Origin of the sequence: Kaistella antarctica, from assembly GCF_900109615.1 — a bacterium.
GTDB classification, from domain to species: Bacteria; Bacteroidota; Bacteroidia; order Flavobacteriales; family Weeksellaceae; genus Kaistella; species Kaistella antarctica.
Genome location: NZ_FOIX01000001.1, coordinates 451,708 through 471,991, shown reverse-complemented (window position 1 = coordinate 471,991; position 20,284 = coordinate 451,708). Strand labels below are relative to the sequence as shown.

Below are 20,284 nucleotides of genomic sequence, written 5' to 3'. Positions count from 1 at the left end.
TTCTTTAGATGCAAAAGACTACGAGTCCCAGATTTCGAATTAAGCCATTGCTTAGTTCTAATAAAAAAACGAGCCGAAGCCCGTTTCTTTTGATTAATCCTACAAGCTCAGGATTAAACTCAGGCGGAAATTTGTCGCCCTAATAAACGTCATCAAACGACATATCAACTCCTAGTTTTTCGGCCAGAAGCTTAGAGATTTTCACTCTCAACGGTTCGATATCGATATTTTCCATCGCATCATTGGCAAACGCAAATAACAACATTGCCTGCGCTTCCTTTTTCGAAATTCCTCGCGAACGGAAGTAGAACATGGCATCTTCATTGAGTTGACCGACCGTACAACCGTGCGAGCATTTTACATCATCTGCAAAAATCTCGAGTTGTGGTTTGGTGTCAACACTGGCACCTTCATCGAGCAGAATATTATTGTTTTGCTGATAAGCATTGGTTTTCTGCGCGATTTTATCTACGAAAACTTTTCCGTTGAACACTCCGCGAGAATGGTCTTTGTAAATTCCTTTGTAGTTTTGGTAACTTTCGCAATGTGGCGTTTTATGGTGAACGGCCGTATGATGATCGACCAGTTGATCGTCGCCTATGATTGTAATTCCGTTCATAAAGGAGTTGATATTCTCGCCATTATGAATGAAATCTAAATTGTTTCGCACCAATTTTCCACCAAAAGAAAACGTATTTACCGTCGTCAAACTATCACGTTCTTGTTTCGCAAAAGTGTGATCCATCATGTAGGAGGTGTTGCTGTCATTTTGCAATTTGTGCCAATCTGCTTTCGCATTCTGGTAAGTAAAAATCTCAGTAACAGAGTTGGTGAAAACGTAAGTATCATCAAAATTATGGTGACTTTCGATCACTTCAATTTTAGAACCTTCTTCAGCTACCAGTAAATTACGGGTGTTGTAAAAAGTATTTTCATCTTGATTTTGAGAGATATAGAAAACGTGTATCGGTTTTTCGATAACGACATTCTTAGGCACCTTTAAGAAAAAGCCCATTTTGCAATACGCCGTATTCAAGTTGGTGAAAGCTAAATTCTTATCTGCAATCGTATCGAAATACTGATCAAAAACATCTTTGTGTTGAGGATCATTTAAAGCATAATTGAAAGACAGCAATTCGACATTACCAATTGATATTTTTGATAATTCTTTGTGTAATTTACCATTAACAAAGACGATCCAGTCGAAGTTTTCTTCGCCCAAATGCAGTTCGTCAATTTGTTCTTTTGAAATCGTGTGCGCTTCTTTCGGAAAGAAATTATAATTCTTTTCGGTGATTTCTCTTAAGTTGGTGTATTTGTATTCCTCGTCTTTTTTAGTTGGTAAACCCAAATGAAAAAACTTTTTCAAGGAAGCATTTCGGGTCTCATCCAGAAAACGGTGTTGAAGCGTTTCTAAAAAAGCAGTGTGATTATTTTGTATATTTTCTAATAGAGCCATTATATATTTGATATTTGAAGTTTGATATTTGAAATTGTGGGCTCAAACATCATTCATTTTCTTTATTCCTATTAAATTTATTGCCTTTATCTTCCGAATTTTTAAGATAATTAATAAATCCAGAAAGCTTTTTGGACATGTTGATTGCTTCATCTTTAAGCATTAAAAAAGTACTTTCGTCTAAATAATTTCGATCGAATGCTCTAATTAATTGAGAACGGACTTCTCCTGCAGATCCTTTCGACATGGTAAGAAAATTTGCAAATTCTCTGTTTCCTTCCCTCTCAAAACCTTCAGCAATATTATCCATCACAGAAGCAGAAGCAGAAGAGCGATCGATTTGATTTTGATCATGTTTTTGAAATTTGTTATTTTTAAGACAATGCCTGTCTATATTTTGACAAAGTATTCTTGATTTTTGCCAAATTTCTAAATCTTCGAAGTTTTTTATCGTTGGCATAATATCAAATTTCAAACATCAAATTTCAAATTAATTAAGTAGCCAATCGTATCCTTTGTCTTCTAATTCTAAAGCTAAAGATTTATCACCAGTTTTGATGATTTTTCCATCGGCTAAAACGTGGACGAAATCTGGCTGAACGTATTCTAAAAGTCTTTGGTAATGAGTGATTAACAAAACTGCGTTGCCTTCTTGTCTAAACGAATTAACACCGTCGGCTACAATTCTTAGTGCATCGATATCTAATCCAGAATCGGTTTCATCAAGGATGGCTAGTTTTGGATTCAGCATCATCATCTGGAAAATTTCATTTCTCTTTTTCTCACCACCAGAAAATCCTTGGTTCAGAGAACGCATCAGGAAATCTCTTTTGATATTTAATTTTTCAGAGTTTTCTTTAACCAAAGCCAACATTTCTTTTGCGGGCATATTTTCTAGACCTTTTGCTTTTCGGTTTTCATTAATGGCTGCTTTGATAAAGTTGGTAACGGTAACTCCAGGAATTTCGACTGGATACTGGAAAGACATGAAAATTCCTTTGTGCGCTCTATCTTCAGGAGCATCTTCGATAATGTTATTTCCTTCAAAAAGGATTTCACCCTCGGTCACTTCATAATCATCTTTTCCGGCAACAACGGAAGCCAGCGTAGATTTTCCCGCTCCGTTTGGTCCCATAATCGCGTGAACCTCGCCTGGATTGATTTGTAGATTGATTCCTTTTAAAATTTCTGCTCCGTCTTGGATTCTTGCGTGTAAATTGTTAATTTTTAACATAATATGAATAAGGTAGTTAGGTTGTTTTAATTATTTAAAATTAATGACTTCCTGTTTTTTTACTGTTATGATTTTTTTCATAGGGTTTTAACCTATGTTATTTTATTTCGCCAATTCGTGGCTTATCCTACGGAACCTTCTAAAGAAATTTCCAGTAATTTCTGGGCTTCCATGGCGAATTCCATCGGTAATTGATTGAGTACTTCTTTTCCGAAACCGTTGACAATTAGGGCGATCGCTTTCTCGGTACTGATTCCTCTTTGGTTACAATAGAAGATTTGATCTTCACCAATTTTTGAGGTCGTTGCTTCGTGTTCTAATTGGGCCGTTGGATTTTTAACTTCGATGTAAGGGAAAGTATGTGCGCCACATGCATTACCCATTAATAGAGAATCACATTGTGAAAAGTTACGCGCTCCCTTCGCTGAAGGCATCATTTTCACCAAACCTCGATACGAGTTGTTTGATTTTCCAGCAGAAATACCTTTAGAAATAATCGTTGATCTTGTGTTTTTCCCGATGTGAATCATCTTTGTTCCCGTATCTGCAAACTGATGATGATTGGTTACAGCGATGGAATAAAATTCTCCGATTGAATTATCACCTTTTAAAATACAGCTTGGATATTTCCAGGTTACGGCTGAACCTGTCTCAACTTGAGTCCAAGATATTTTTGCATTTTTCTCACAAATTCCGCGTTTTGTTACGAAATTGAAAACTCCACCTTTTCCTTCTGAATCTCCAGGGAACCAGTTTTGAACGGTCGAATATTTAATTTCAGCATCATCCATCGCAATCAATTCCACGACGGCAGCGTGTAATTGATTTTCATCTCGTGCTGGTGCGGTGCAACCTTCCAAGTATGAAACGTAGCTTCCTTCGTCGGCGATCAACAAAGTTCTTTCGAACTGCCCACTTCCGGATTGGTTGATTCTAAAGTAGGTTGATAGTTCCATCGGACATCTTACGCCTTTCGGGATGTAGCAAAAACTTCCGTCTGAAAACACGGCCGAATTTAACGCGGCATAGAAGTTATCACCTCTAGGAACGACTTTACCAATATATTTACGAACCAATTCTGGATAATCACGGATTGCTTCCGAAATCGGACAGAAAATAATTCCCTTCTCTTTTAAAGTTTTTTGAAAAGTAGTTTTTACCGAAACGGAATCGATGACAATGTCCATCGCGACTCCTGATAATCTTTTCTGTTCTTCTATGTTGATTCCAAGTTTTGCAAAAGTTTTCAATAACTCCGGATCTACCTCATCTAAACTAGCTAGTTCTGGTTTGACCTTTGGTGCTGCGTAATATCTGATCGATTGAAAATCAATTTTTTCATAAGTTACATTGGCCCAATCTGGCTCTTCCATTTTCAGCCACATTCTGTAGGATTCCAATCGCCATTCGGTCATCCATTCCGGCTCTTCTTTTTTAGCAGAAATCATTCTTACGATTTCTTCTGATAAACCAATTGGAAAATCGTCGTACTCAATATCCGTTGTAAAACCGTATTCGTATTGTTGATTTTCTAGATCGACTCTTAAATCGTCTTCTGTATATTTTGTTGCCATTTTATATAAAAATTAAATGTTTTACAGTGAGAAACTCTCACCGCAGCCGCAAGTTCTGTTTGCGTTCGGGTTGTTGAACACAAAACCTTTTCCATTCAAACCACCTGAAAATTCAAGTACAGTCCCCGCCAGATATAATACTGATTTTTTATCGATAATGATTTTAATCCCATTATCTTCAAAAACCTGATCTGAATCGTCTTTTTGATTGTCAAATTTCAGAACATATTCTAAACCAGAACAACCACCGCTTTTTACACCGACTCTTATATAATCGTCAAAAGGTTTGAAACCATCTTCAGTCATTAACTGAATGGCTTTTTCTTTTGCATGATCGCTCACTTTTATCATTGTTTTTATTTAGACTGAATTTAGATTGCAAAATTACTAATAATATAATGAATATCAAATTCGCTTCGGTATATTTGTCTATCAATGTAATAGACCGTCATACTTAACTTTTAAGAAAAATTCAAATCAATAAATAATGAGAAAATTAGGACTCCTCTTTTTGGGCATTTGCTCCCAAATTGTTTTTGCGCAAGCAAATCGTTTCGTTTATCAAGTCACGATGAAGCCAGATTCCACTGACCGAAATACGATAAAAACTGAAATCGCTAATCTCGATATCGCCGCCGGAAATTCTATTTTCTACGCTGAAAATCGCCTGAAAAGAGATTCGATCATGGGAAGAATGAGACAGACAGGAAATTTTAATTTTGATAGAACGCAGATGCAGAATTTGCGAAGCAATATGGATTTCATTATTGAAAAGGATTACAAGACAGGAAAGAAATTATACAAAGCAAGAATTCTGAGAGATCAATATGCCTACGAAGAAGACCGACCGATGGATTGGAAAATCCTTCCTGAGACTGTAAAGATTGGTGACTATAAAACTCAAAAAGCGGAAACTCAATTTGGAGGGCGAACTTGGTATGCTTGGTTTACTTCCGAAGTTCCTTTTCAAGATGGTCCTTATAAATTCTCAGGATTACCAGGTTTAATTGTAAAAGTAGAAGATTCTAAAGGTGATTACAGTTTCGATTTAAAAGAGTCGAAAAAAATTAGTGAGGTTGCCAGTTTCGATCAAAGAGGTTCTACCATTCCTTTAAAAAGAACCGCTTTCGAAAAACAACAAGAGCAATTCCGAAAAGATCCAGCTGCAGCAGTTGCAGTATTGAGTAGCAGTGGTGGATCATTCAGAATTCAAATGGATCCCAACCAGCGAAAACAAATGGAGGACCGGCAAAAAGAACAGATCAAGAAAAACAACAATCCGATTGAGTTGAAATAAAATATACAAAAATCCCGGTTAGCAAATGTTAACCGGGATTTTTGATTGCTGATAAATTAAATATTCTCTTCTACTTTCAACCATTTCGAACTAGACAAATATTGATTGTCAGGATAATAGATGAAGAGACAGTTTTTACCTTTTATGGTATTGATGATTGGTTCTGCCAGCGCTCTTGGCACCGCAGGGCATCCCCAACTTCTGCCTAACCTTTTTTGATTTTTAATGAAATCTTCACTCACATAATCAGCCCCGTGCATTACTATAGCTCGTTGCAAGGCCGCATCATTATAACCGGAATCCATTCCTAAAAGTTTCAATGAATAACCGTTTGAACCGCTGTATGTTGTTTCAGTGATGTAAAAACCGAGACTGCTTTGGTAAGAACTTTCTGTGTTTGAAAATTTCTGTGCGAACTCTTCACCCGTATTTTTTCCGTGTGCGACCAAAGAATTAAAAACAACTTTCTTTTCATTCAGATCAATAACCCACAATCTTTTTTGAGCAGATGACAATGAAAAATCGCAAATGGTCAATAAATGTGCCTCTTCATCTAATTTCCCTTCTTTTTTAAGATTGGTAAAGCCTAAAAAAGCTTTTGAAAAAACATCTGGTTGGAGTTGATTACTATTTTCGAAAGCAAGTGCGGAGTAAATTTCTTCAGCATAAGCTGAATTAGACTTCGGCTCAATAGAAAGAACTGTATTTTGTGCTTGAATTTTTGATGGTGTTTCTGCTATAATTTGCTTAGAATCCTCTATCTTATAAAAAGAAGTAGCGAAAAACAAAACAGTTATTAAGGGAAAAAGGATTTTTTTCATAGAATGTTGTGCTAAATAATTTTACAGTGCAAAATTACAGTTAATTAGTTATCAAGCGATTGAATGATCAATTTTTAACTTTAATTAAGAAGATTTAACGATGATCAGGTTACTTCGATTTAATTTATTATTTTTGCAAAAGCATGTCAAGAACTTTGAAAATATTTTTTATTGTTTTTGGGTTGAGTATTTTTATTCTACCCAAGCAGATGGTATTTGCACAAAGTGTGATTGAATGTTGCGATCAAATGAGCAATGATGAGTGTTGCCAGAAGGAACAGACCCAATCTTGCCATACTGAAAACTCCAGTAAAGAATCCGAGAAAAACAATTGCACTGACGATTGTACGCAATGTCATTCTTGCACGGTTCATTTTGTGATGAATTATCTTTCACCAGAAATTAGCCAAACTTCAAGTCAGCATTTGTTCGAAAAAACGCTCACTTTCGAGTACGGAAATTTTTACTTTTCTTCAAATTTTCAAAATATTTGGCAACCGCCTAAAACAGGTTAACACCTTAGATTACAGCTAAAAGAATGTTCTTTTGGCAACCTTATTTTGTTAATTAACTTATTTTTAAAAATGAAAACTTTGTTAAAAAGTCTTTGCTTATTTTCCCTATTATTTACTTCTTTCTTATTCGCTCAAACCACTACTAAATCCACCTTTCTTGTAAAAGGTGAATGTGGGATGTGTAAAGATAGAATTGAAACCTCCGCCAAAAAAACGGGAGCAAAAACCGCGAACTGGAATGCCACCACTCAAAAGCTCGACATCGAATTTGATGCTGATAAAACTTCATCAGATCAAATTCTAAAGCAAATTGCAGAAGTTGGCCATGATAATGAACTTTATTCTGCACCAACTCAAACCTATGATCAATTACCTGGATGTTGTTTGTACGAAAGAGAACCCTCTTTTCTGAAAACAGCAATTACAGAACAACCTGTAAAGCAAGACAATCAATTTTTCGTACGCGGAAACTGCAGTTCTTGTAAATCGCGAATCGAGAAAGCCGCTACAAGTGCTGGTGCTGATTCCTCAAGTTGGGATTCAAATACCCAGATGGTTACCTTAAATTTTGATCCTGCGAAAACTTCTGCAGACCTAATCTTAAAGAAAATTGCAGATGTCGGCCATGATAATGAAAAATTCACCTCTACCGATGATACGTATAAGAATCTACCAGGATGTTGTTTGTACGACCGAGAATTACCACTAGGCGTAAAAAGTGATTTGGTTCACGATGACGAAGCAGAATCAGCAGCGCCGAAAAAAGATTTCTCACAACACGCTGATCATTTCGACAAATCAATTGAGGAAGTGAGATTGATTAGGTTAGCAGACGCTACAGCTTTAAGCAAAAAAGAAACCGGCTTAACCTTTAATATCGGAGGTAAAGAATTATTAAAAGCAGCTTGCTGTAATTTATCTGAAAGTTTCGAAACCAATGCAACGGTAGATGTTTCATTTACCAATGCGGTAACAGGAACCAAGCAATTGAAGATGTTGGGTTTAGATCAAAAATATACTTCTTTGACCAAAGAACTTTTGCCATCAATTCGTGGATTGGCTGCACCTTATGGTCTGAATTTAATTCCCGGGAGATGGATTGGTGGAATTCAACTGACAAAAGGAGGAAGTACAGTGGTTAACGGTTACGAAAGCATCACGGGACAAATCAATACCGAACTTTTAAAAGCCAACGATAATCCTGAAACATCAATCAACTTTTTCGGTGATGTTCATGGGAGAGTAGAAACCAATATCACTTCTACGACGCAACTCAATGAACATTGGAACCAATCGGTTTTACTTCATGGAAATGCCACTTTAAGTAAAACTGATTCTAATGATGATGGTTTTTTAGATCAACCGACAGGAAATCAAATTAACGCGGCTTATCTTTTAAATTATAATGATTTAGATCATTCTGGATTAGGAACGCATTTCGGAATTAGTTTTGTGAAAGATCAAAGATTTGGCGGACAAACTACTTTTGATAAGAAAATTGACCGTTCTAAACAAACTGCTTACGGCGTCGGAATTGATCTTTCCAGATTTGAAATTTGGAATAAAACGGGTTACGTCTTTAAAGATAAACCTTACCAGAGTATTGGTTGGATGAACCAGTTTACGACCCATCAACAAGACAGCTTCTTCGGAAATAGAAATTATTGGGGAAATCAAAACACGTTCTACTCCAACTTAGTTTTTGAAAGTATTATTGGAAATTCAAACAATAAGTTTAAAACTGGAGCAAGTTTTCTCTATGATCAATATGATGAAGATTATTTGACTCAAAATTATAAAAGAACAGAAACCGTTCCTGGAGTGTTCTTCGAATATACTTTGACAGGATTAAAATATACTTTGGTTGCGGGAGCAAGAACGGATTTTCATAATCTGGCTGGGACCCAATTTACGCCACGTTTAAACTTTAAATATGATGTAACCGACAAAACAATTCTACGTCTTTCAGCCGGAAGAGGTTTTAGAACGGCCAATGTTTTTGCCGAAAGTCAGCAATATTTTGGATCGAACCGACAAATCGAAATTTTAGGAAATGGAGGAAAAATCTACGACCTAAAACCTGAGATCGCCTGGAATTACGGAGCAAGTGTGCAACAGGAGTTTAAATTATTCAATAGAAAAGCGACTTTAGTAGCAGATTTCTTTAGAACAGATTTCCAAAATCAGGTTTTGGCAGATTTAGATATTTCTCCACAGAAACTTGTTTTTTATAATTTAGAAGGTGAATCATTTGCGAACAGTTTCCAAACCCAGTTGGATTTTGCCCCAGCAAAGAATCTAGAACTGAGACTAGCTTACAAATATTATGATGTGCAGGCAGAATTTCTTGGAGGTAAAAGAGAAATTCCTTTTATGCCGAAAAACAGAGGGTTTTTCAACGCCTCTTATTCTACCGACAAAACGGACAAAGGCGCCTTTTGGAATATCGACACCACGCTTCAATTAATTGGAAAGCAGAAACTTCCAAACTTGAATTCTAATCCTTTAGAATACAGATTGCCAGAATTCTCGAAAAGCTATTCCACACTCAATGCACAGATTTCAAGAAACTTTAATAAAAACATCCGCGCTTATGTTGGTGGTGAAAACTTATTAGGCTACACTCAAAACAATCCGATTATTGATGTACAAAATCCTTTCGGAAATTATTTTGACGCGGGAATGGTTTACGCACCGATTATGGGAGCCAATGTGTATTTCGGGTTGGACTTTAAGTTCTAAATAAATTTCTTACTTTTGAAAAAAATAGAAAACATGAGAATATTACCTTTATTAATAGCCAGTGCTGCCCTTCTTTATTCGTGCGACAAAAAAGAGGCATCTTCAACAGAAACTGCCGCAGTTGCAAGTCAAATGAATGATTCAACGAAAGTTGATGCTCAGATCTCTACAAATGGAGAATTGGTTTCTCAAGATGCTACAGCAATTGCTGCCAAAAGTTCTGCTGATAAGCCAGCATTAAATCCAGAACATGGTCAACCTTATCACCGTTGCGAGATTCCAGTTGGAGCTCTGATTGATAGTGCGCCGCCACAAAATGCAGCACCGCAAGTGATGCCACAGCAAAGTTCTGCAAACAGCAGTTTCAACACCAATCCAATTTCGCCTTCTTTGGCTCCAGCAGTCGCACCCGTGCAGGCAAATGGTCCAAAACCAGCTAATAATCCAGCACATGGCCAACCTCATCACCGTTGTGATTTAGAAGTTGGTGCTCCATTAACTTAAAGGAAAGAATTTAAAATAGGGAAGTCAGAATTATAAATATTTGTACTTGAATTCGATTATTAAAACAACCTCGGCTTTGGTCGGGGTTTTTTTTAGGTTAGATAAACCAGTTCGTCTTTAAAATCATCATCTAGACTTTTAAGGATTTTTGCAGTTTTGGTTTTGGTAATCAAATCCTTAACAAAAAAACTTGTTTCAAAAAACTGTCGGTGAACGCCAGGAAGTAATTGCATGAAGTAATCCATGCCGACTTGGTTGTTATGCAGATCCATTTTCGTTTCGAGAGGCTCATTTGGGAAAAGCTCTTCGTGTAAATCGGTCATTTCTTTGCAGTAAGCCAAAGCTTTTTTGGGCGAAGAAATTTTGCAGCAATACATCATAATCAAGCAAGTCCAGAGCGAATGGCGAAAAGCATTTCCGACTCCATTGTTAGAATGAGTTTTTGGAAAGTGCTTTTGAGCCAAAGTAAAACTTTTTAAAGTCGCATAAAATCCCATTATTGAAAATAAAGGATGCGGAAGTGTCAACCGTAAAAGTTTCATTATTTTGTCGAAACTTAAGGATCTTAAGGTATTAAATATGATTTTGATGTTTCTCATAAAAAAGAAATCCCACCTCCAATGAGGTGAGATTTTAATATTAATTCAAATCTTTTAAGCGTGTACCAATAGTCGAACTGTTTTTGAAACTTTGTCCTTGATCTCTGTTCTTTTAACGATGAAGTCTACGAAACCTTTCTCTTGCAAGAACTCCGATGTTTGGAAGCCTTCTGGTAAATCTTTACCAATGGTTTCACGAATAACTCGCGGTCCGGCGAAACCGATTAAAGCTCCTGGCTCTGCCATGATAATATCCGCAGTCATCGCGAATGAAGCCGTGATTCCACCAAAAGTAGGATCACACAAATATGCAATGTACAATAAGCCAGCTTCTGAAAGTTGTGCTAACTTAGACTGAACTTTAGCCAATTGCATTAAAGAATATGTTGCTTCCTGCATTCTTGCACCACCTGACTGACAAATTATCATATACGGGAGTTTGTTTGCGATACAATAATCCACCGCACGACGGATTTTTTCGCCCATTACAGAACCTAAAGATCCACCGATAAAACTAAAGTCCATACAGGAAATAACCATCTTTTCGCCATTAACAGTACCAACTGCATTTCGGATCGAATCGATTAATTTCGTTTTGGCTTTCACTTCTTTTAAACGGTCGGTGTAAGATTTGGTGTCTTTAAAATTCAACATATCTACACTTTCAACATTGGCGTCGAGTTCAGTAAATTTATTTTCATCAAAAAGAATGGAGAAGAATTCCCTACTACCGATTCTTACGTGAAAACCATCTTCGGGAGACACATAATTATTAGCTTTCAACTCTTCATGTTCGATGACTTTCCCAGTCATCGTTTGATGCCAAAGCCCTTTGGGAACGTCTTTTTTATCCTCAGTAGAAGTTGTAATGTTCTGTGTTTTCCTTTTAAACCAGTCGAATGCCATAAGATATAATTGATGAATGATTATTGATAAAGGATCAAAGATAAATGTATAATATCATTTATCTTTGATTAATTATCATTTATATTAAAGTGTATTGATATTGTTCAGGTCTTCAAAAGCCTGCTCTAATCTTTTAATAAAAGTTTCTTCTCCTTTTCTAACCCAACCTCTTGGATCGTAGTATTTTTTATTTGGTAAATCCTCACCGTCTGGATTTCCTACTTGCGTATTTAGATATTCTACTTTTTCAACCATGAAATCTCTGATTCCCTCGGTGTAAGCGAACTGCAAGTCAGTATCGATGTTCATTTTAATAACACCATAATCAATACCTTCCCTGATTTCTTCTAAAGAAGAACCAGATCCACCATGGAATACGAAGTTAATCGGCTCTTCACCTAAACCAAATTTTTCTGAAACATATTTCTGAGAATTATCAAGAATTTTCGGTGTTAATTTTACGTTACCAGGTTTATAAACTCCATGAACATTACCAAAAGCAGCGGCGATCGTAAAGTTTGGAGAAATTGCATTTAGTCTTTCGTAAGCATAAGCAACCTCATCTGGCTGTGTGTATAATTTAGAAGAATCAACGCCTGAATTATCGACGCCATCTTCCTCACCACCCGTGATTCCGAGTTCGATTTCTAACGTCATTCCCATTTTTGCCATTCTTTCGAAATACTTGCAAGAAATGTCCATGTTTTCCTCGATTGATTCCTCAGATAAATCAAGCATGTGCGATGAATAAAGTGGTTTTCCGGTTTGCGCGAAAAACTCTTCGTTCGCATCCATCAATCCATCAATCCAAGGCAATAATTTTTTAGCACAGTGATCGGTATGTAAAATCACGGTAGCTCCGTAAGCTTCTGCTAAAGTGTGAATATGTTTTGCTCCAGCGATACCACCTAAAATTGCGGCTTGCTGTCCTTCATTGCTCAATCCTTTTCCAGCGTTGAACGCAGCACCACCATTTGAAAACTGAATGATTACAGGTGAATTAAGTTTTGCAGCAGTTTCGAGAACCGCATTGGTATTGCTGGATCCAATTACATTTACTGCGGGAAGTGCGAATTTGTTTTCTTTGGCATATTGAAAAATATCAGTAACCATTTGTCCTGTGGCAACTCCGGCCGGAAATTTTCTGCTCATAATTATATTTTTATAGATTTATTATTAATGATATCTGGAACAGTAAAGTTAAGGATTTTAAGTTGAATGTTTAATTTCTTTTATCATTGCCCCAAAGCAGTTTTTGGCGAATTGTTTCATAAAAACTGAGGTTGGGCGGATGAACCAGAAGCAACTTAAAATGCGCTTTTCTCAACACGATTTCCACGTCGGTTTCCATGTGAAATAATCTGGAATCGAGGGATAAAGAATATTGTGGAACACGGCTTTTCACCTTTAAATGAATTTCTACATCATCATTAACAATGAGCGGACGAACATTCAAATTATGTGGGGCAATTGGCGTGATAACAAAAGTATTATTGTTAGGCGTAATGATTGGTCCGCCGCAACTTAAAGAATAAGCGGTAGAACCAGTTGGAGTAGAAATAATAATTCCATCGCCCCAAAACGTATTCAGAAATTCACCATTGATATAAGATTCCACGGTAATCATGGCGGTGGTTTCTTTGCGCGAAATCGTCAAATCATTTAAAGCAAAAGGGAAAAACATCGAGCTATTGGGTGAAATAATTTCAATGACCGAACGTTCGCTGATTTTCACTTCGCCTTTAATAATCCCGTCAAGTTCCAAAAAAACTTCTTCTTTGGTAAAACTCGCCAGAAACCCAAGCCGTCCAGTATTTACACCTACAACTGGGATCATTAAATCCTGAACGAACAGTAGAGAGTTTACAATTGTACCGTCGCCCCCGAAGGTAAAAAACAAATCGACTTTGTTCTCCTTTAAATCTTCTTTACCCGCAAAGGTTTCAAAATTTTTGGAGAATTGCATTGCCGTTGCCATTCCTTCATACAGGAAAGGTTGAACTCCCCTTTTCTCAAGTTCAGATACAAATTTACTCAGATACAAAAACGTATCTAAGTCGTTTTTTTGAGAATAAATAGCTGCTTTCATCTGTCTATTCTTATTTTTTTATTGGTCAGATGGAACGCCAACGGATTTTTATCTCTTTTCAATAAACGATTATACTGGTTCATCATCTTTAAAATTCCATATATTTTTGAAAAAATCCGAAACGGTCTTTCAACAGTTCTTCTTTTTCGTCATCATAATATTTCAATACAACATTATAACCGTATCGCTCAAAGGTTTCATCAATTGAACTAAGATTTTCGCTGCTAATTTTTAAAGTAATCTGTACATCGTCTTCAATAAAAGCACTGATGTAACAGCCGTAAATTTTACCATTATTTGATTCTACGATTCTGCAAACATCGGTCATAGAGTAACTTCTGTTATTGATCTGAACAATTAATAAAGCTCCATTTTCAGAGAACAAAGGGTATTTGGCAAACTCGCAAAAAACATCGTCGCAGGAAAGATATCCTTGATATTTCTCTAATTTATTAATGATAGGAACAACATTGCTGTTGAAGGTGTGGAAAAGTTTAATTGAGTCTAAGATATTCCCATCATCCAACAGAGCGAATTTCTCATAATGATGTTCTAAAGTGGCTAAGGTTCCTTCCGCACTTTCCTCTAAAAATTGCTGACTCAAGGCGCCGAGATAAAATCCTTTCTTCTTAATAAAAACGTGTGAATAACCGAATTCTTTCGCCACTTCATTTGCCACTTCAATAGAATCACTGGCATTAAACGCGGGATAGTCTTTAGAAATATAATCTTTGATAAACATTAGCCAAATTTAGCAAAATATTAAAAAAGAAAAGGACTTTTTAAAATAAATTAAAATTTACAAAAAAAGATTTGGATAGTATAATATTAATTATATATCTTTGTCGCCTTTCATTTTTACTTTTTATTAGATTTATTTAAACCGTACGACTTCAGGGTCTTGCGGTTTTTCTATTTTTGCAGTCTTTGCTCGTAGAAATATTAATCCTGCGAGAATGATAAATGCACCTACAAATTGCATCGGTGTTAAGGTTTCCCCATCTAAAATTCCCCAGATTACGGCAACAACAGGCATCAACAAAGTTACTGTTGAAGCGAACAAAGGCGTCGAAATATTGAGCAATCGGTAATTCAACATCATCGCTAAGCCAGTTCCAAAAATGGAGAGCAAGCTCACAAAACCTAAACCAATGAAGAAACCTTTATCAGCATTAAAGTCATTAAAGAATCCAGCAACAACTAAAGCAATAAGCGAAGGAACAATCAGCACAAAAGAAAAAACGAAAGCAGATAAAATTTTTGCGGGAATATCGCTCAGTTTAGATTTAACAGTGGTCATCGAAATGGCGTAACCTAAAGTTGCAATCAAAAGCAAAACAATTGGAATCAACTTTAACTCTCCGCCTTCTCCACCGGACAGCGCTAAAATGCACGCCCCGGAGAAACTGATAGCAACGCCAACCAACTGCCTTTTGGTGGTTGAAAACTTCCAGAATAGAAATCCAACAATAATTACAAATATCGGCATCATCGAATTGACGATTCCAGCAATACTACTACTTACTTTGGTTTCTGCAATAGGAAAAAGAAACATCGGAATAAAGTTTCCGGTTATTGCAGCGAGAACCAACCACTTTAAATTTTTCTTGGGGAATTTCTTGATGTTGCTAAGTGCGAAGGGAAGCAGAAGAATTCCGGCAATCAGGACGCGCAACGCGCCAACCTCGTAAGGATTGAAATGTTCCAGAGATTTCTTAATTAAGATAAAGGACGAACCCCAAATGATGGAAAGAACGATTAGCAAAACCCATTTTTCTTTTTCAGGATTCATCGTTATTATTTTTTAGAATTTTTAAATAGTCCTTTTTTGAAATCATGGTTGCACCTAAACTTTCAAGATGTTCAGAATGAATTTGACAATCAATTAATTCTAAACCTTCTTTTTGACTTTGAATAAACTGAATGAAGCCAGCTTTGGAGGCGTTACTCACTTTTGAAAACATACTTTCCCCGCAAAACACTTTACCGATTTGTATCCCGTAAAAACCACCAACCAAATCTTCATTTTGCCAAACCTCAATGCTTTTTGCAATTCCGGCTTCGTGCAGCTTTACAATTGAAACTACCAATTCTTCAGACAGCCACGTTCCATCTTGGTCTTTCCTAAAAGTATTTTGGCATTCTTCGATAACTTTTCGGAAGCATTTATTCTCTGTAAAAGTAAAAACTTCATCCCGTAAAACCTTTCGCATCGACTTTGAAATTTTCAAATCTTTCGGAAAAAGCACAAATCTAGGATCGGGGCACCACCATAGAATTTCTTCGGCCGGATTGTACCAGGGGAAAAGACCTAACTGATAAGCGAAATACAATCTTTCGACCGACAAATCCCCACCCACGGCAATGATACCAGAATCTGACTCCAACAAAGCGGGATCAGGAAAAGAGATTTCATTTGGATTGAGCAGAATCATTTGAAAATTAAATCCTGCTGTAAGAGCAGGATTTTATCAATTTTAAATTTCTATTTTAGAAAGGTAAATCGTCTTCGTCTTCTTCGAAAACGCCTTTTCCTTCTGCAGGTTTCGTGGGAGATGGTGTTGCGTGAGTGGGTTCAAAACCACCAGCAGATTCCATATTTTCAACTTTCCAACCAGTAATTGAATTGAAATATTTCACCTCTCCCTGTGGCGAAGTCCATTCTCTACCTCTAATATTGATAGAAACTTTTACTTTATCACCTTCTTTCAGTTGATTTAGCAAATCTCCTTTTTCCTGAAGAAATTCAATATTTATGGGTTGCGGATATTGTTCTTCGGTTGTTAAAACCATTTCTCTTTTCTGAAATCCGCTCGCAAATGTCTGAACTTCAGTTATTTTCTTTACTGTTCCTTGTAATTCCATGATATAAATTCGTTAAAGGTGTAAAAGTAATAAAAAGGAATTTAAAAAGAAAGTTCTGGATGAATTTTAGAAAAAAATAAAAATTTAAAAAATAGCTTGCTTTAGTTAGAAAAAATCTTTTATATTTGCACTCACAAAAAAAGAGAACAGAAGTTCATTAGCGGATGTGATGTAATTGGTAGCCATGCCAGACTTAGGATCTGGTGCTGTGAGGCGTGTGGGTTCGAGTCCCTCCATCCGCACGAAAATTTCTGAGGATTTTTTCAAGAAATTGCGAAAATAGCTCAGCTGGTAGAGCACGACCTTGCCAAGGTCGGGGTCGCGGGTTCGAATCCCGTTTTTCGCTCCACTTTTGCCTTGGTGGTGGAACTGGTAGACACGCAGGACTTAAAATCCTGTGTCCGTAAGGATGTACGGGTTCAAGTCCCGTCCGAGGTACTTTAGACGCTGTTAATCATTGATTAGCAGCGTTTTTTTTGTTTGTAACTTCCGAGTTATCGTCGGATATTACTTAATTCTGAGCTTGCGAAATCTCCTTATTTATCAGAATTGTTCGCCCAGATTTTTTTCGTGGTACTTAATTTGTTGCTTGCTCAGACAAATACTACATTATGGCCAATCACAATTTAAAGACTCTTTCTGAAGTTTTAAATACTTTAATCAAAAGAGGAATTACCAAGGAGATATGCATGAACGAACAGAAGCAAATGGTTTTGGGGAAAGATGAGAAAGTTTATCAAGCAGATGATCTTAAGATTGTAAAATCTTATCGATTTGAAGGAGACAGTAATCCAGACGATAATGCGGTCCTTTATTTATTGCAAGATAAAGAGGGTGAACTCTCAACCATACTGGACTCATACGGTGCAGAAAGTAATCACACTGGCAAAGAGTTTGACAATTTCCTGCGTGAAATTCCGATAGAAGAGAACGACGAATACAATATAGATTAAATCAAAATCCGACTCGCTTACTGCGAATCGGATTTTTTCTTAAATAGATTTTTGAAAAACCCTTTTTCTTTTACAACTTCTTTCTTTTCCTGAATCTTTTCTTTTACCGTTTCAACTTTTTCCTTGACTTCTGTTTTGGTTTCCTGCAATTCTATTTTGTTTTGCTCCAAAGCAGATTTCGTATTTCCAACCGTATTTTTTATAGACTGCTCGGTTTTCGGAGCGTTTTTCCCAATCAAAGTTTTCTTCAATCCTTGTTCTATTCCTCGCCAGAACATATTAAAGAATGATTTGGTCTTATCACGTTCCACGTTTTCAACAACCACGGATTCCGGATAAATACCTGAATCGGTTTTTACAAAGATGTTGGCCACAGCAGAAAGGATCTTATCTTTTTCACCCGTCTGTTTTAAAATAGCGATTTTCAAATTCTGATGAACCATTTTTAAGGTTCCATTTATTCCGTGCTGTGTTCCTTTAAAATTGAAAATCAAATCAGAGATTAAGCCAGTCGCCTGAATTTTTAAGTATGGTTCGATAAAAGGATTAATTCTGGATGCTGGCAAATCGGAAATATTTCCAGAAATCGCAAACGCCTCATTCCTATTCGCCGTGTCAAAGCTCCATTTTACGTTCATCGGTGAAGCATTCATAAATTTGCAAGTAATAGCAATCGGCACCAACGTTGGCTTCCCCTTCATCTTCCCAGAATTAAGGTTTTTCACATTCATATTAAAATTGTTGAAAGTGAGTTTTCCGGGACCTTCACTTTTTTTAGTATCTTCTTCATAAACTAAAAGTGAATTTTTCACCTCTAAATTCTTAACAAAAACAGGAAATTTAATGGATCTTAATAATTGCGAATACATCGGTTTGGTCGTCAAATCATCGTTCGGGATTTTACTTCGAAAAATATTAGCGTCCATATTACTTACTGTAATATTTTCAACATCTAAAAATTTGGTCGCTGACGCTAAATCCCATTTCCCATTGGCATTTACCTGATTAATTTTCAGATCATACAAGTCTTTCTCCGTTGGAATCATCTTTATATATTGTGCCCTAGAAACGGTTGGCTTCATCGTAAAATTAGAAATCTGAATCGTGTTTTTATTCAATTTTAAAAGTGACGCGGAGAGATTGTAAAATTTAGTTTTATAAATAAAATTTCTGGTGGTTAAACTGTAATTACCGGTTTTGAATGGAATTCCATCTTTAATTGTTTGTTCATTCATTTCGATTTGCTGAATATTCGCATTCAAATCTTTAAAAACTAAAGGCTGATTTTTACTATCAATCTCTAGGTTGGAATTCTTAACGATTACATTTTTTATTTTTAATGGAAACTGAATTCCCTCAAAAGTTGGTTTCTTTTTCTTTGGGTTATTTGCCGTTTTAATTTTTCCATTCAATTGATTCACTAGAACAGTTTCAACATCTAATTTCAATTTGTTTTCAAGAAACTCCCAAGTGTTGATTTTGAGTTGAAGACGCTGCGCCATTAAATCTAAACTCGTTTTATCAGGATGAAATGAAGTTGGTTTTACCGAAACATTCAGCAAATCCGCGGATTTTGGATTGATTTTTAAACTGGCGACTTTTACATTTTGAGTTGCCGATCCATAGTTAATATTCTTTCCTTTAATATCGAAATTCTCGTACTGAAAAGGAATATTTCCCTTCGCTGTTTCATCATTCATCACCAGTCGAGTGATATTCATCGTCAGATTATCTGCGCCAAACAAAGTGGTTCCATTGGATTTTAAAATATTGATCTTCGCATTATTAAGCAGTACATTTTCCAGATTAACATCGTAAGTGAAACTCTTTTTTTTCTGCTCTGATTTCACATCCGTCGTAAACATCTTAATTTCTGGACTGTCGAATTTTACGTTGGTGAGCGATAGCTTATTTTTTTTAATAAGAATATCTTTAAAACTCATTTCTGTCGCTTTTACCTCAAAGAGATTTCGTTTTTTCGGATAGTACTTTAGGAAATTTTGATAAGATAAAAGTGGAATCATAGCAAAATCCTTCACTTTCATTTGTCCGTCTTCTGTGGCAATTGAGGCGGCAGCAAAGGAATATATATTATCTGGCTGGTAAAAAAATTCTTTTCCTTTCAGATGGTATTTCTCAAAAGCAACTGGTAAATTATTCTCTTCCGATTTTTCGGTGATCCGAAGATCCTGAACCATAAAATCCAATTCTTTTACCGCCAAGATTTTCTCATTTGTACTCTTGAAAATTTGAATATTTCCATTGGTAATGGTGATGTTTTCAAAATTCGGTAGTTTTTTCTTTTCACCCGTTTTATCCTCGGATGGTTTGGCGAGAATGATATTCAGGTTCGGACTTTTCAGCGTTAATTTATCTGTCGTGAAATTCTTTTTGAAAATTAGATCATAAATTCCCAATCTGGAAATTGAGAGCGAATCAATTGTTCCCTGCAACCCTAATTTATCATTGCGATCGGGATTTTGACTATTTATGGTGATGCCAGTCGATAGAATATTTCCCGTTCCAGCATCAATATCTAAAGTTTTGTAGGTAATTATATATTCAGAATTATTTTTGATATATCGCGGCAAGTTACTTTTCAACCAAAAATTGAGGCCAAAATTAACAATGAGAAAAAGCAACAGCAGAATCCCAAGAATAATCGAAAAGATGCGAAAACGTTTTTTCTTCATAAAAATTCAACTTACAATTTAGGAACCAATTTA

Annotated in this window: 20 protein-coding genes and 3 tRNA genes; 8 read left to right on the top strand and 15 right to left on the bottom strand. The window is 36.2% G+C overall.

Going from position 1 to position 20,284, the window contains the following annotated elements:
- Window positions 1-139: 139 nt before the first annotated feature.
- The 5 genes from sufD to BMX49_RS02230 all read right to left on the bottom strand — a co-directional run bounded on the left by sufD (window position 140) and on the right by BMX49_RS02230 (window position 4,618).
- Window positions 140-1,459 (bottom strand): Fe-S cluster assembly protein SufD, encoded by a 1,320-nt coding sequence (gene sufD, locus BMX49_RS02250; protein ID WP_034718236.1) that lies wholly within the window; start codon window positions 1,457-1,459, stop codon window positions 140-142.
- A 49-nt stretch (window positions 1,460-1,508) separates the two neighbouring features.
- Window positions 1,509-1,919, bottom strand: a complete 411-nt coding sequence (locus BMX49_RS02245) for a four helix bundle protein (RefSeq protein ID WP_034718233.1) — start codon at window positions 1,917-1,919, stop codon at window positions 1,509-1,511.
- Between the two features lie 30 nt (window positions 1,920-1,949).
- Window positions 1,950-2,693, bottom strand: coding sequence for a Fe-S cluster assembly ATPase SufC (sufC, locus tag BMX49_RS02240; RefSeq protein WP_034718231.1), 744 nt, complete (start codon window positions 2,691-2,693; stop codon window positions 1,950-1,952).
- A 122-nt stretch (window positions 2,694-2,815) separates the two neighbouring features.
- A complete protein-coding gene (gene sufB, locus BMX49_RS02235) occupies window positions 2,816-4,267 on the bottom strand; it encodes a Fe-S cluster assembly protein SufB (RefSeq protein ID WP_034718228.1) in 1,452 nt (483 codons plus the stop codon).
- 21 nt (window positions 4,268-4,288) lie between these two features.
- Window positions 4,289-4,618: a HesB/IscA family protein gene (locus tag BMX49_RS02230; protein ID WP_034718226.1), complete on the bottom strand. Its 330-nt coding sequence runs from the start codon at window positions 4,616-4,618 to the stop codon at window positions 4,289-4,291.
- Between the two features lie 136 nt (window positions 4,619-4,754).
- Here BMX49_RS02230 and BMX49_RS02225 point away from each other — a divergent pair, with 136 nt between their 5' ends.
- Window positions 4,755-5,564, top strand: coding sequence for a GLPGLI family protein (locus BMX49_RS02225; RefSeq protein WP_034718224.1), 810 nt, complete (start codon window positions 4,755-4,757; stop codon window positions 5,562-5,564).
- Window positions 5,565-5,620: 56 nt separating this feature from the next.
- Here BMX49_RS02225 and BMX49_RS02220 read toward each other — a convergent pair whose 3' ends face one another.
- Window positions 5,621-6,385 (bottom strand): murein L,D-transpeptidase catalytic domain family protein, encoded by a 765-nt coding sequence (locus BMX49_RS02220; protein WP_034718222.1) that lies wholly within the window; start codon window positions 6,383-6,385, stop codon window positions 5,621-5,623.
- 143 nt (window positions 6,386-6,528) lie between these two features.
- Here BMX49_RS02220 and BMX49_RS02215 point away from each other — a divergent pair, with 143 nt between their 5' ends.
- From BMX49_RS02215 to BMX49_RS02205, 3 genes are all read left to right on the top strand, one after another.
- Window positions 6,529-6,900, top strand: coding sequence for a hypothetical protein (locus BMX49_RS02215; RefSeq protein WP_034718219.1), 372 nt, complete (start codon window positions 6,529-6,531; stop codon window positions 6,898-6,900).
- Between the two features lie 69 nt (window positions 6,901-6,969).
- Complete coding sequence (locus BMX49_RS02210) at window positions 6,970-9,642, top strand: TonB-dependent receptor domain-containing protein (RefSeq protein ID WP_034718217.1); 2,673 nt, start codon at window positions 6,970-6,972, stop codon at window positions 9,640-9,642.
- Window positions 9,643-9,675: 33 nt separating this feature from the next.
- The gene (locus tag BMX49_RS02205) at window positions 9,676-10,146 is read left to right on the top strand and encodes a hypothetical protein (protein ID WP_051803643.1); all 471 of its coding nucleotides are present in this window, start codon (window positions 9,676-9,678) and stop codon (window positions 10,144-10,146) included.
- Window positions 10,147-10,238: 92 nt separating this feature from the next.
- On the opposite strand, the gene BMX49_RS02200 is transcribed toward BMX49_RS02205, so the two are convergent.
- The 8 genes from BMX49_RS02200 to BMX49_RS02165 all read right to left on the bottom strand — a co-directional run bounded on the left by BMX49_RS02200 (window position 10,239) and on the right by BMX49_RS02165 (window position 16,605).
- Window positions 10,239-10,745, bottom strand: coding sequence for a DUF6973 domain-containing protein (locus BMX49_RS02200; RefSeq protein WP_034718214.1), 507 nt, complete (start codon window positions 10,743-10,745; stop codon window positions 10,239-10,241).
- A 54-nt stretch (window positions 10,746-10,799) separates the two neighbouring features.
- Window positions 10,800-11,651 (bottom strand): acetyl-CoA carboxylase, carboxyltransferase subunit beta, encoded by an 852-nt coding sequence (accD, locus tag BMX49_RS02195; protein WP_034718211.1) that lies wholly within the window; start codon window positions 11,649-11,651, stop codon window positions 10,800-10,802.
- A gap of 84 nt (window positions 11,652-11,735) precedes the next feature.
- Window positions 11,736-12,803: a class II fructose-bisphosphate aldolase gene (gene fbaA / locus BMX49_RS02190; protein WP_034718208.1), complete on the bottom strand. Its 1,068-nt coding sequence runs from the start codon at window positions 12,801-12,803 to the stop codon at window positions 11,736-11,738.
- A gap of 70 nt (window positions 12,804-12,873) precedes the next feature.
- The gene (locus BMX49_RS02185) at window positions 12,874-13,740 is read right to left on the bottom strand and encodes an NAD kinase (protein ID WP_034718204.1); all 867 of its coding nucleotides are present in this window, start codon (window positions 13,738-13,740) and stop codon (window positions 12,874-12,876) included.
- A gap of 88 nt (window positions 13,741-13,828) precedes the next feature.
- On the bottom strand, window positions 13,829-14,482 hold the full coding sequence (locus BMX49_RS02180; RefSeq protein WP_034718203.1) for a CBS domain-containing protein: 654 nt from the start codon (window positions 14,480-14,482) through the stop codon (window positions 13,829-13,831).
- A gap of 132 nt (window positions 14,483-14,614) precedes the next feature.
- Entirely contained in the window at window positions 14,615-15,532 is a 918-nt protein-coding gene (locus BMX49_RS02175; RefSeq protein WP_034718200.1) for a DMT family transporter, read from the bottom strand.
- Window positions 15,522-16,175: a leucyl/phenylalanyl-tRNA--protein transferase gene (aat, locus tag BMX49_RS02170; protein WP_034718198.1), complete on the bottom strand. Its 654-nt coding sequence runs from the start codon at window positions 16,173-16,175 to the stop codon at window positions 15,522-15,524. Before aat ends, BMX49_RS02175 begins: the two co-directional genes overlap by 11 nt.
- A gap of 55 nt (window positions 16,176-16,230) precedes the next feature.
- Window positions 16,231-16,605: a DUF3127 domain-containing protein gene (locus tag BMX49_RS02165; RefSeq protein WP_034718195.1), complete on the bottom strand. Its 375-nt coding sequence runs from the start codon at window positions 16,603-16,605 to the stop codon at window positions 16,231-16,233.
- Between the two features lie 160 nt (window positions 16,606-16,765).
- On the opposite strand from BMX49_RS02165, the gene BMX49_RS02160 reads away from it, so the two are divergent.
- From BMX49_RS02160 to BMX49_RS02145, 4 genes are all read left to right on the top strand, one after another.
- Window positions 16,766-16,847, top strand: a tRNA-Leu gene (locus tag BMX49_RS02160).
- A gap of 31 nt (window positions 16,848-16,878) precedes the next feature.
- A tRNA-Gly gene (locus BMX49_RS02155) sits at window positions 16,879-16,954 on the top strand.
- A 5-nt stretch (window positions 16,955-16,959) separates the two neighbouring features.
- A tRNA-Leu gene (locus BMX49_RS02150) sits at window positions 16,960-17,043 on the top strand.
- A gap of 173 nt (window positions 17,044-17,216) precedes the next feature.
- Window positions 17,217-17,558, top strand: coding sequence for a hypothetical protein (locus BMX49_RS02145; protein ID WP_034718192.1), 342 nt, complete (start codon window positions 17,217-17,219; stop codon window positions 17,556-17,558).
- A 17-nt stretch (window positions 17,559-17,575) separates the two neighbouring features.
- Here the strand turns inward: BMX49_RS02145 and BMX49_RS02140 are convergent, their stop codons facing one another.
- On the bottom strand, window positions 17,576-20,251 hold the full coding sequence (locus BMX49_RS02140) for a hypothetical protein (protein ID WP_034718189.1): 2,676 nt from the start codon (window positions 20,249-20,251) through the stop codon (window positions 17,576-17,578).
- Window positions 20,252-20,284: the final 33 nt, after the last annotated feature.

Bases quoted from the DNA above. Each gene is read 5' to 3' on its own strand.
- sufD (WP_034718236.1), bottom strand. From the start codon at position 1,459: ATGGCTCTATTAGAAAATATACAAAATAATCACACTGCTTTTTTAGAA.
- BMX49_RS02245 (WP_034718233.1), bottom strand. From the start codon at position 1,919: ATGCCAACGATAAAAAACTTCGAAGATTTAGAAATTTGGCAAAAATCA.
- sufC (WP_034718231.1), bottom strand. From the start codon at position 2,693: ATGTTAAAAATTAACAATTTACACGCAAGAATCCAAGACGGAGCAGAA.
- sufB (WP_034718228.1), bottom strand. From the start codon at position 4,267: ATGGCAACAAAATATACAGAAGACGATTTAAGAGTCGATCTAGAAAAT.
- BMX49_RS02230 (WP_034718226.1), bottom strand. From the start codon at position 4,618: ATGATAAAAGTGAGCGATCATGCAAAAGAAAAAGCCATTCAGTTAATG.
- BMX49_RS02225 (WP_034718224.1), top strand. From the start codon at position 4,755: ATGAGAAAATTAGGACTCCTCTTTTTGGGCATTTGCTCCCAAATTGTT.
- BMX49_RS02220 (WP_034718222.1), bottom strand. From the start codon at position 6,385: ATGAAAAAAATCCTTTTTCCCTTAATAACTGTTTTGTTTTTCGCTACT.
- BMX49_RS02215 (WP_034718219.1), top strand. From the start codon at position 6,529: ATGTCAAGAACTTTGAAAATATTTTTTATTGTTTTTGGGTTGAGTATT.
- BMX49_RS02210 (WP_034718217.1), top strand. From the start codon at position 6,970: ATGAAAACTTTGTTAAAAAGTCTTTGCTTATTTTCCCTATTATTTACT.
- BMX49_RS02205 (WP_051803643.1), top strand. From the start codon at position 9,676: ATGAGAATATTACCTTTATTAATAGCCAGTGCTGCCCTTCTTTATTCG.
- BMX49_RS02200 (WP_034718214.1), bottom strand. From the start codon at position 10,745: ATGAGAAACATCAAAATCATATTTAATACCTTAAGATCCTTAAGTTTC.
- accD (WP_034718211.1), bottom strand. From the start codon at position 11,651: ATGGCATTCGACTGGTTTAAAAGGAAAACACAGAACATTACAACTTCT.
- fbaA (WP_034718208.1), bottom strand. From the start codon at position 12,803: ATGAGCAGAAAATTTCCGGCCGGAGTTGCCACAGGACAAATGGTTACT.
- BMX49_RS02185 (WP_034718204.1), bottom strand. From the start codon at position 13,740: ATGAAAGCAGCTATTTATTCTCAAAAAAACGACTTAGATACGTTTTTG.
- BMX49_RS02180 (WP_034718203.1), bottom strand. From the start codon at position 14,482: ATGTTTATCAAAGATTATATTTCTAAAGACTATCCCGCGTTTAATGCC.
- BMX49_RS02175 (WP_034718200.1), bottom strand. From the start codon at position 15,532: ATGAATCCTGAAAAAGAAAAATGGGTTTTGCTAATCGTTCTTTCCATC.
- aat (WP_034718198.1), bottom strand. From the start codon at position 16,175: ATGATTCTGCTCAATCCAAATGAAATCTCTTTTCCTGATCCCGCTTTG.
- BMX49_RS02165 (WP_034718195.1), bottom strand. From the start codon at position 16,605: ATGGAATTACAAGGAACAGTAAAGAAAATAACTGAAGTTCAGACATTT.
- BMX49_RS02145 (WP_034718192.1), top strand. From the start codon at position 17,217: ATGGCCAATCACAATTTAAAGACTCTTTCTGAAGTTTTAAATACTTTA.
- BMX49_RS02140 (WP_034718189.1), bottom strand. From the start codon at position 20,251: ATGAAGAAAAAACGTTTTCGCATCTTTTCGATTATTCTTGGGATTCTG.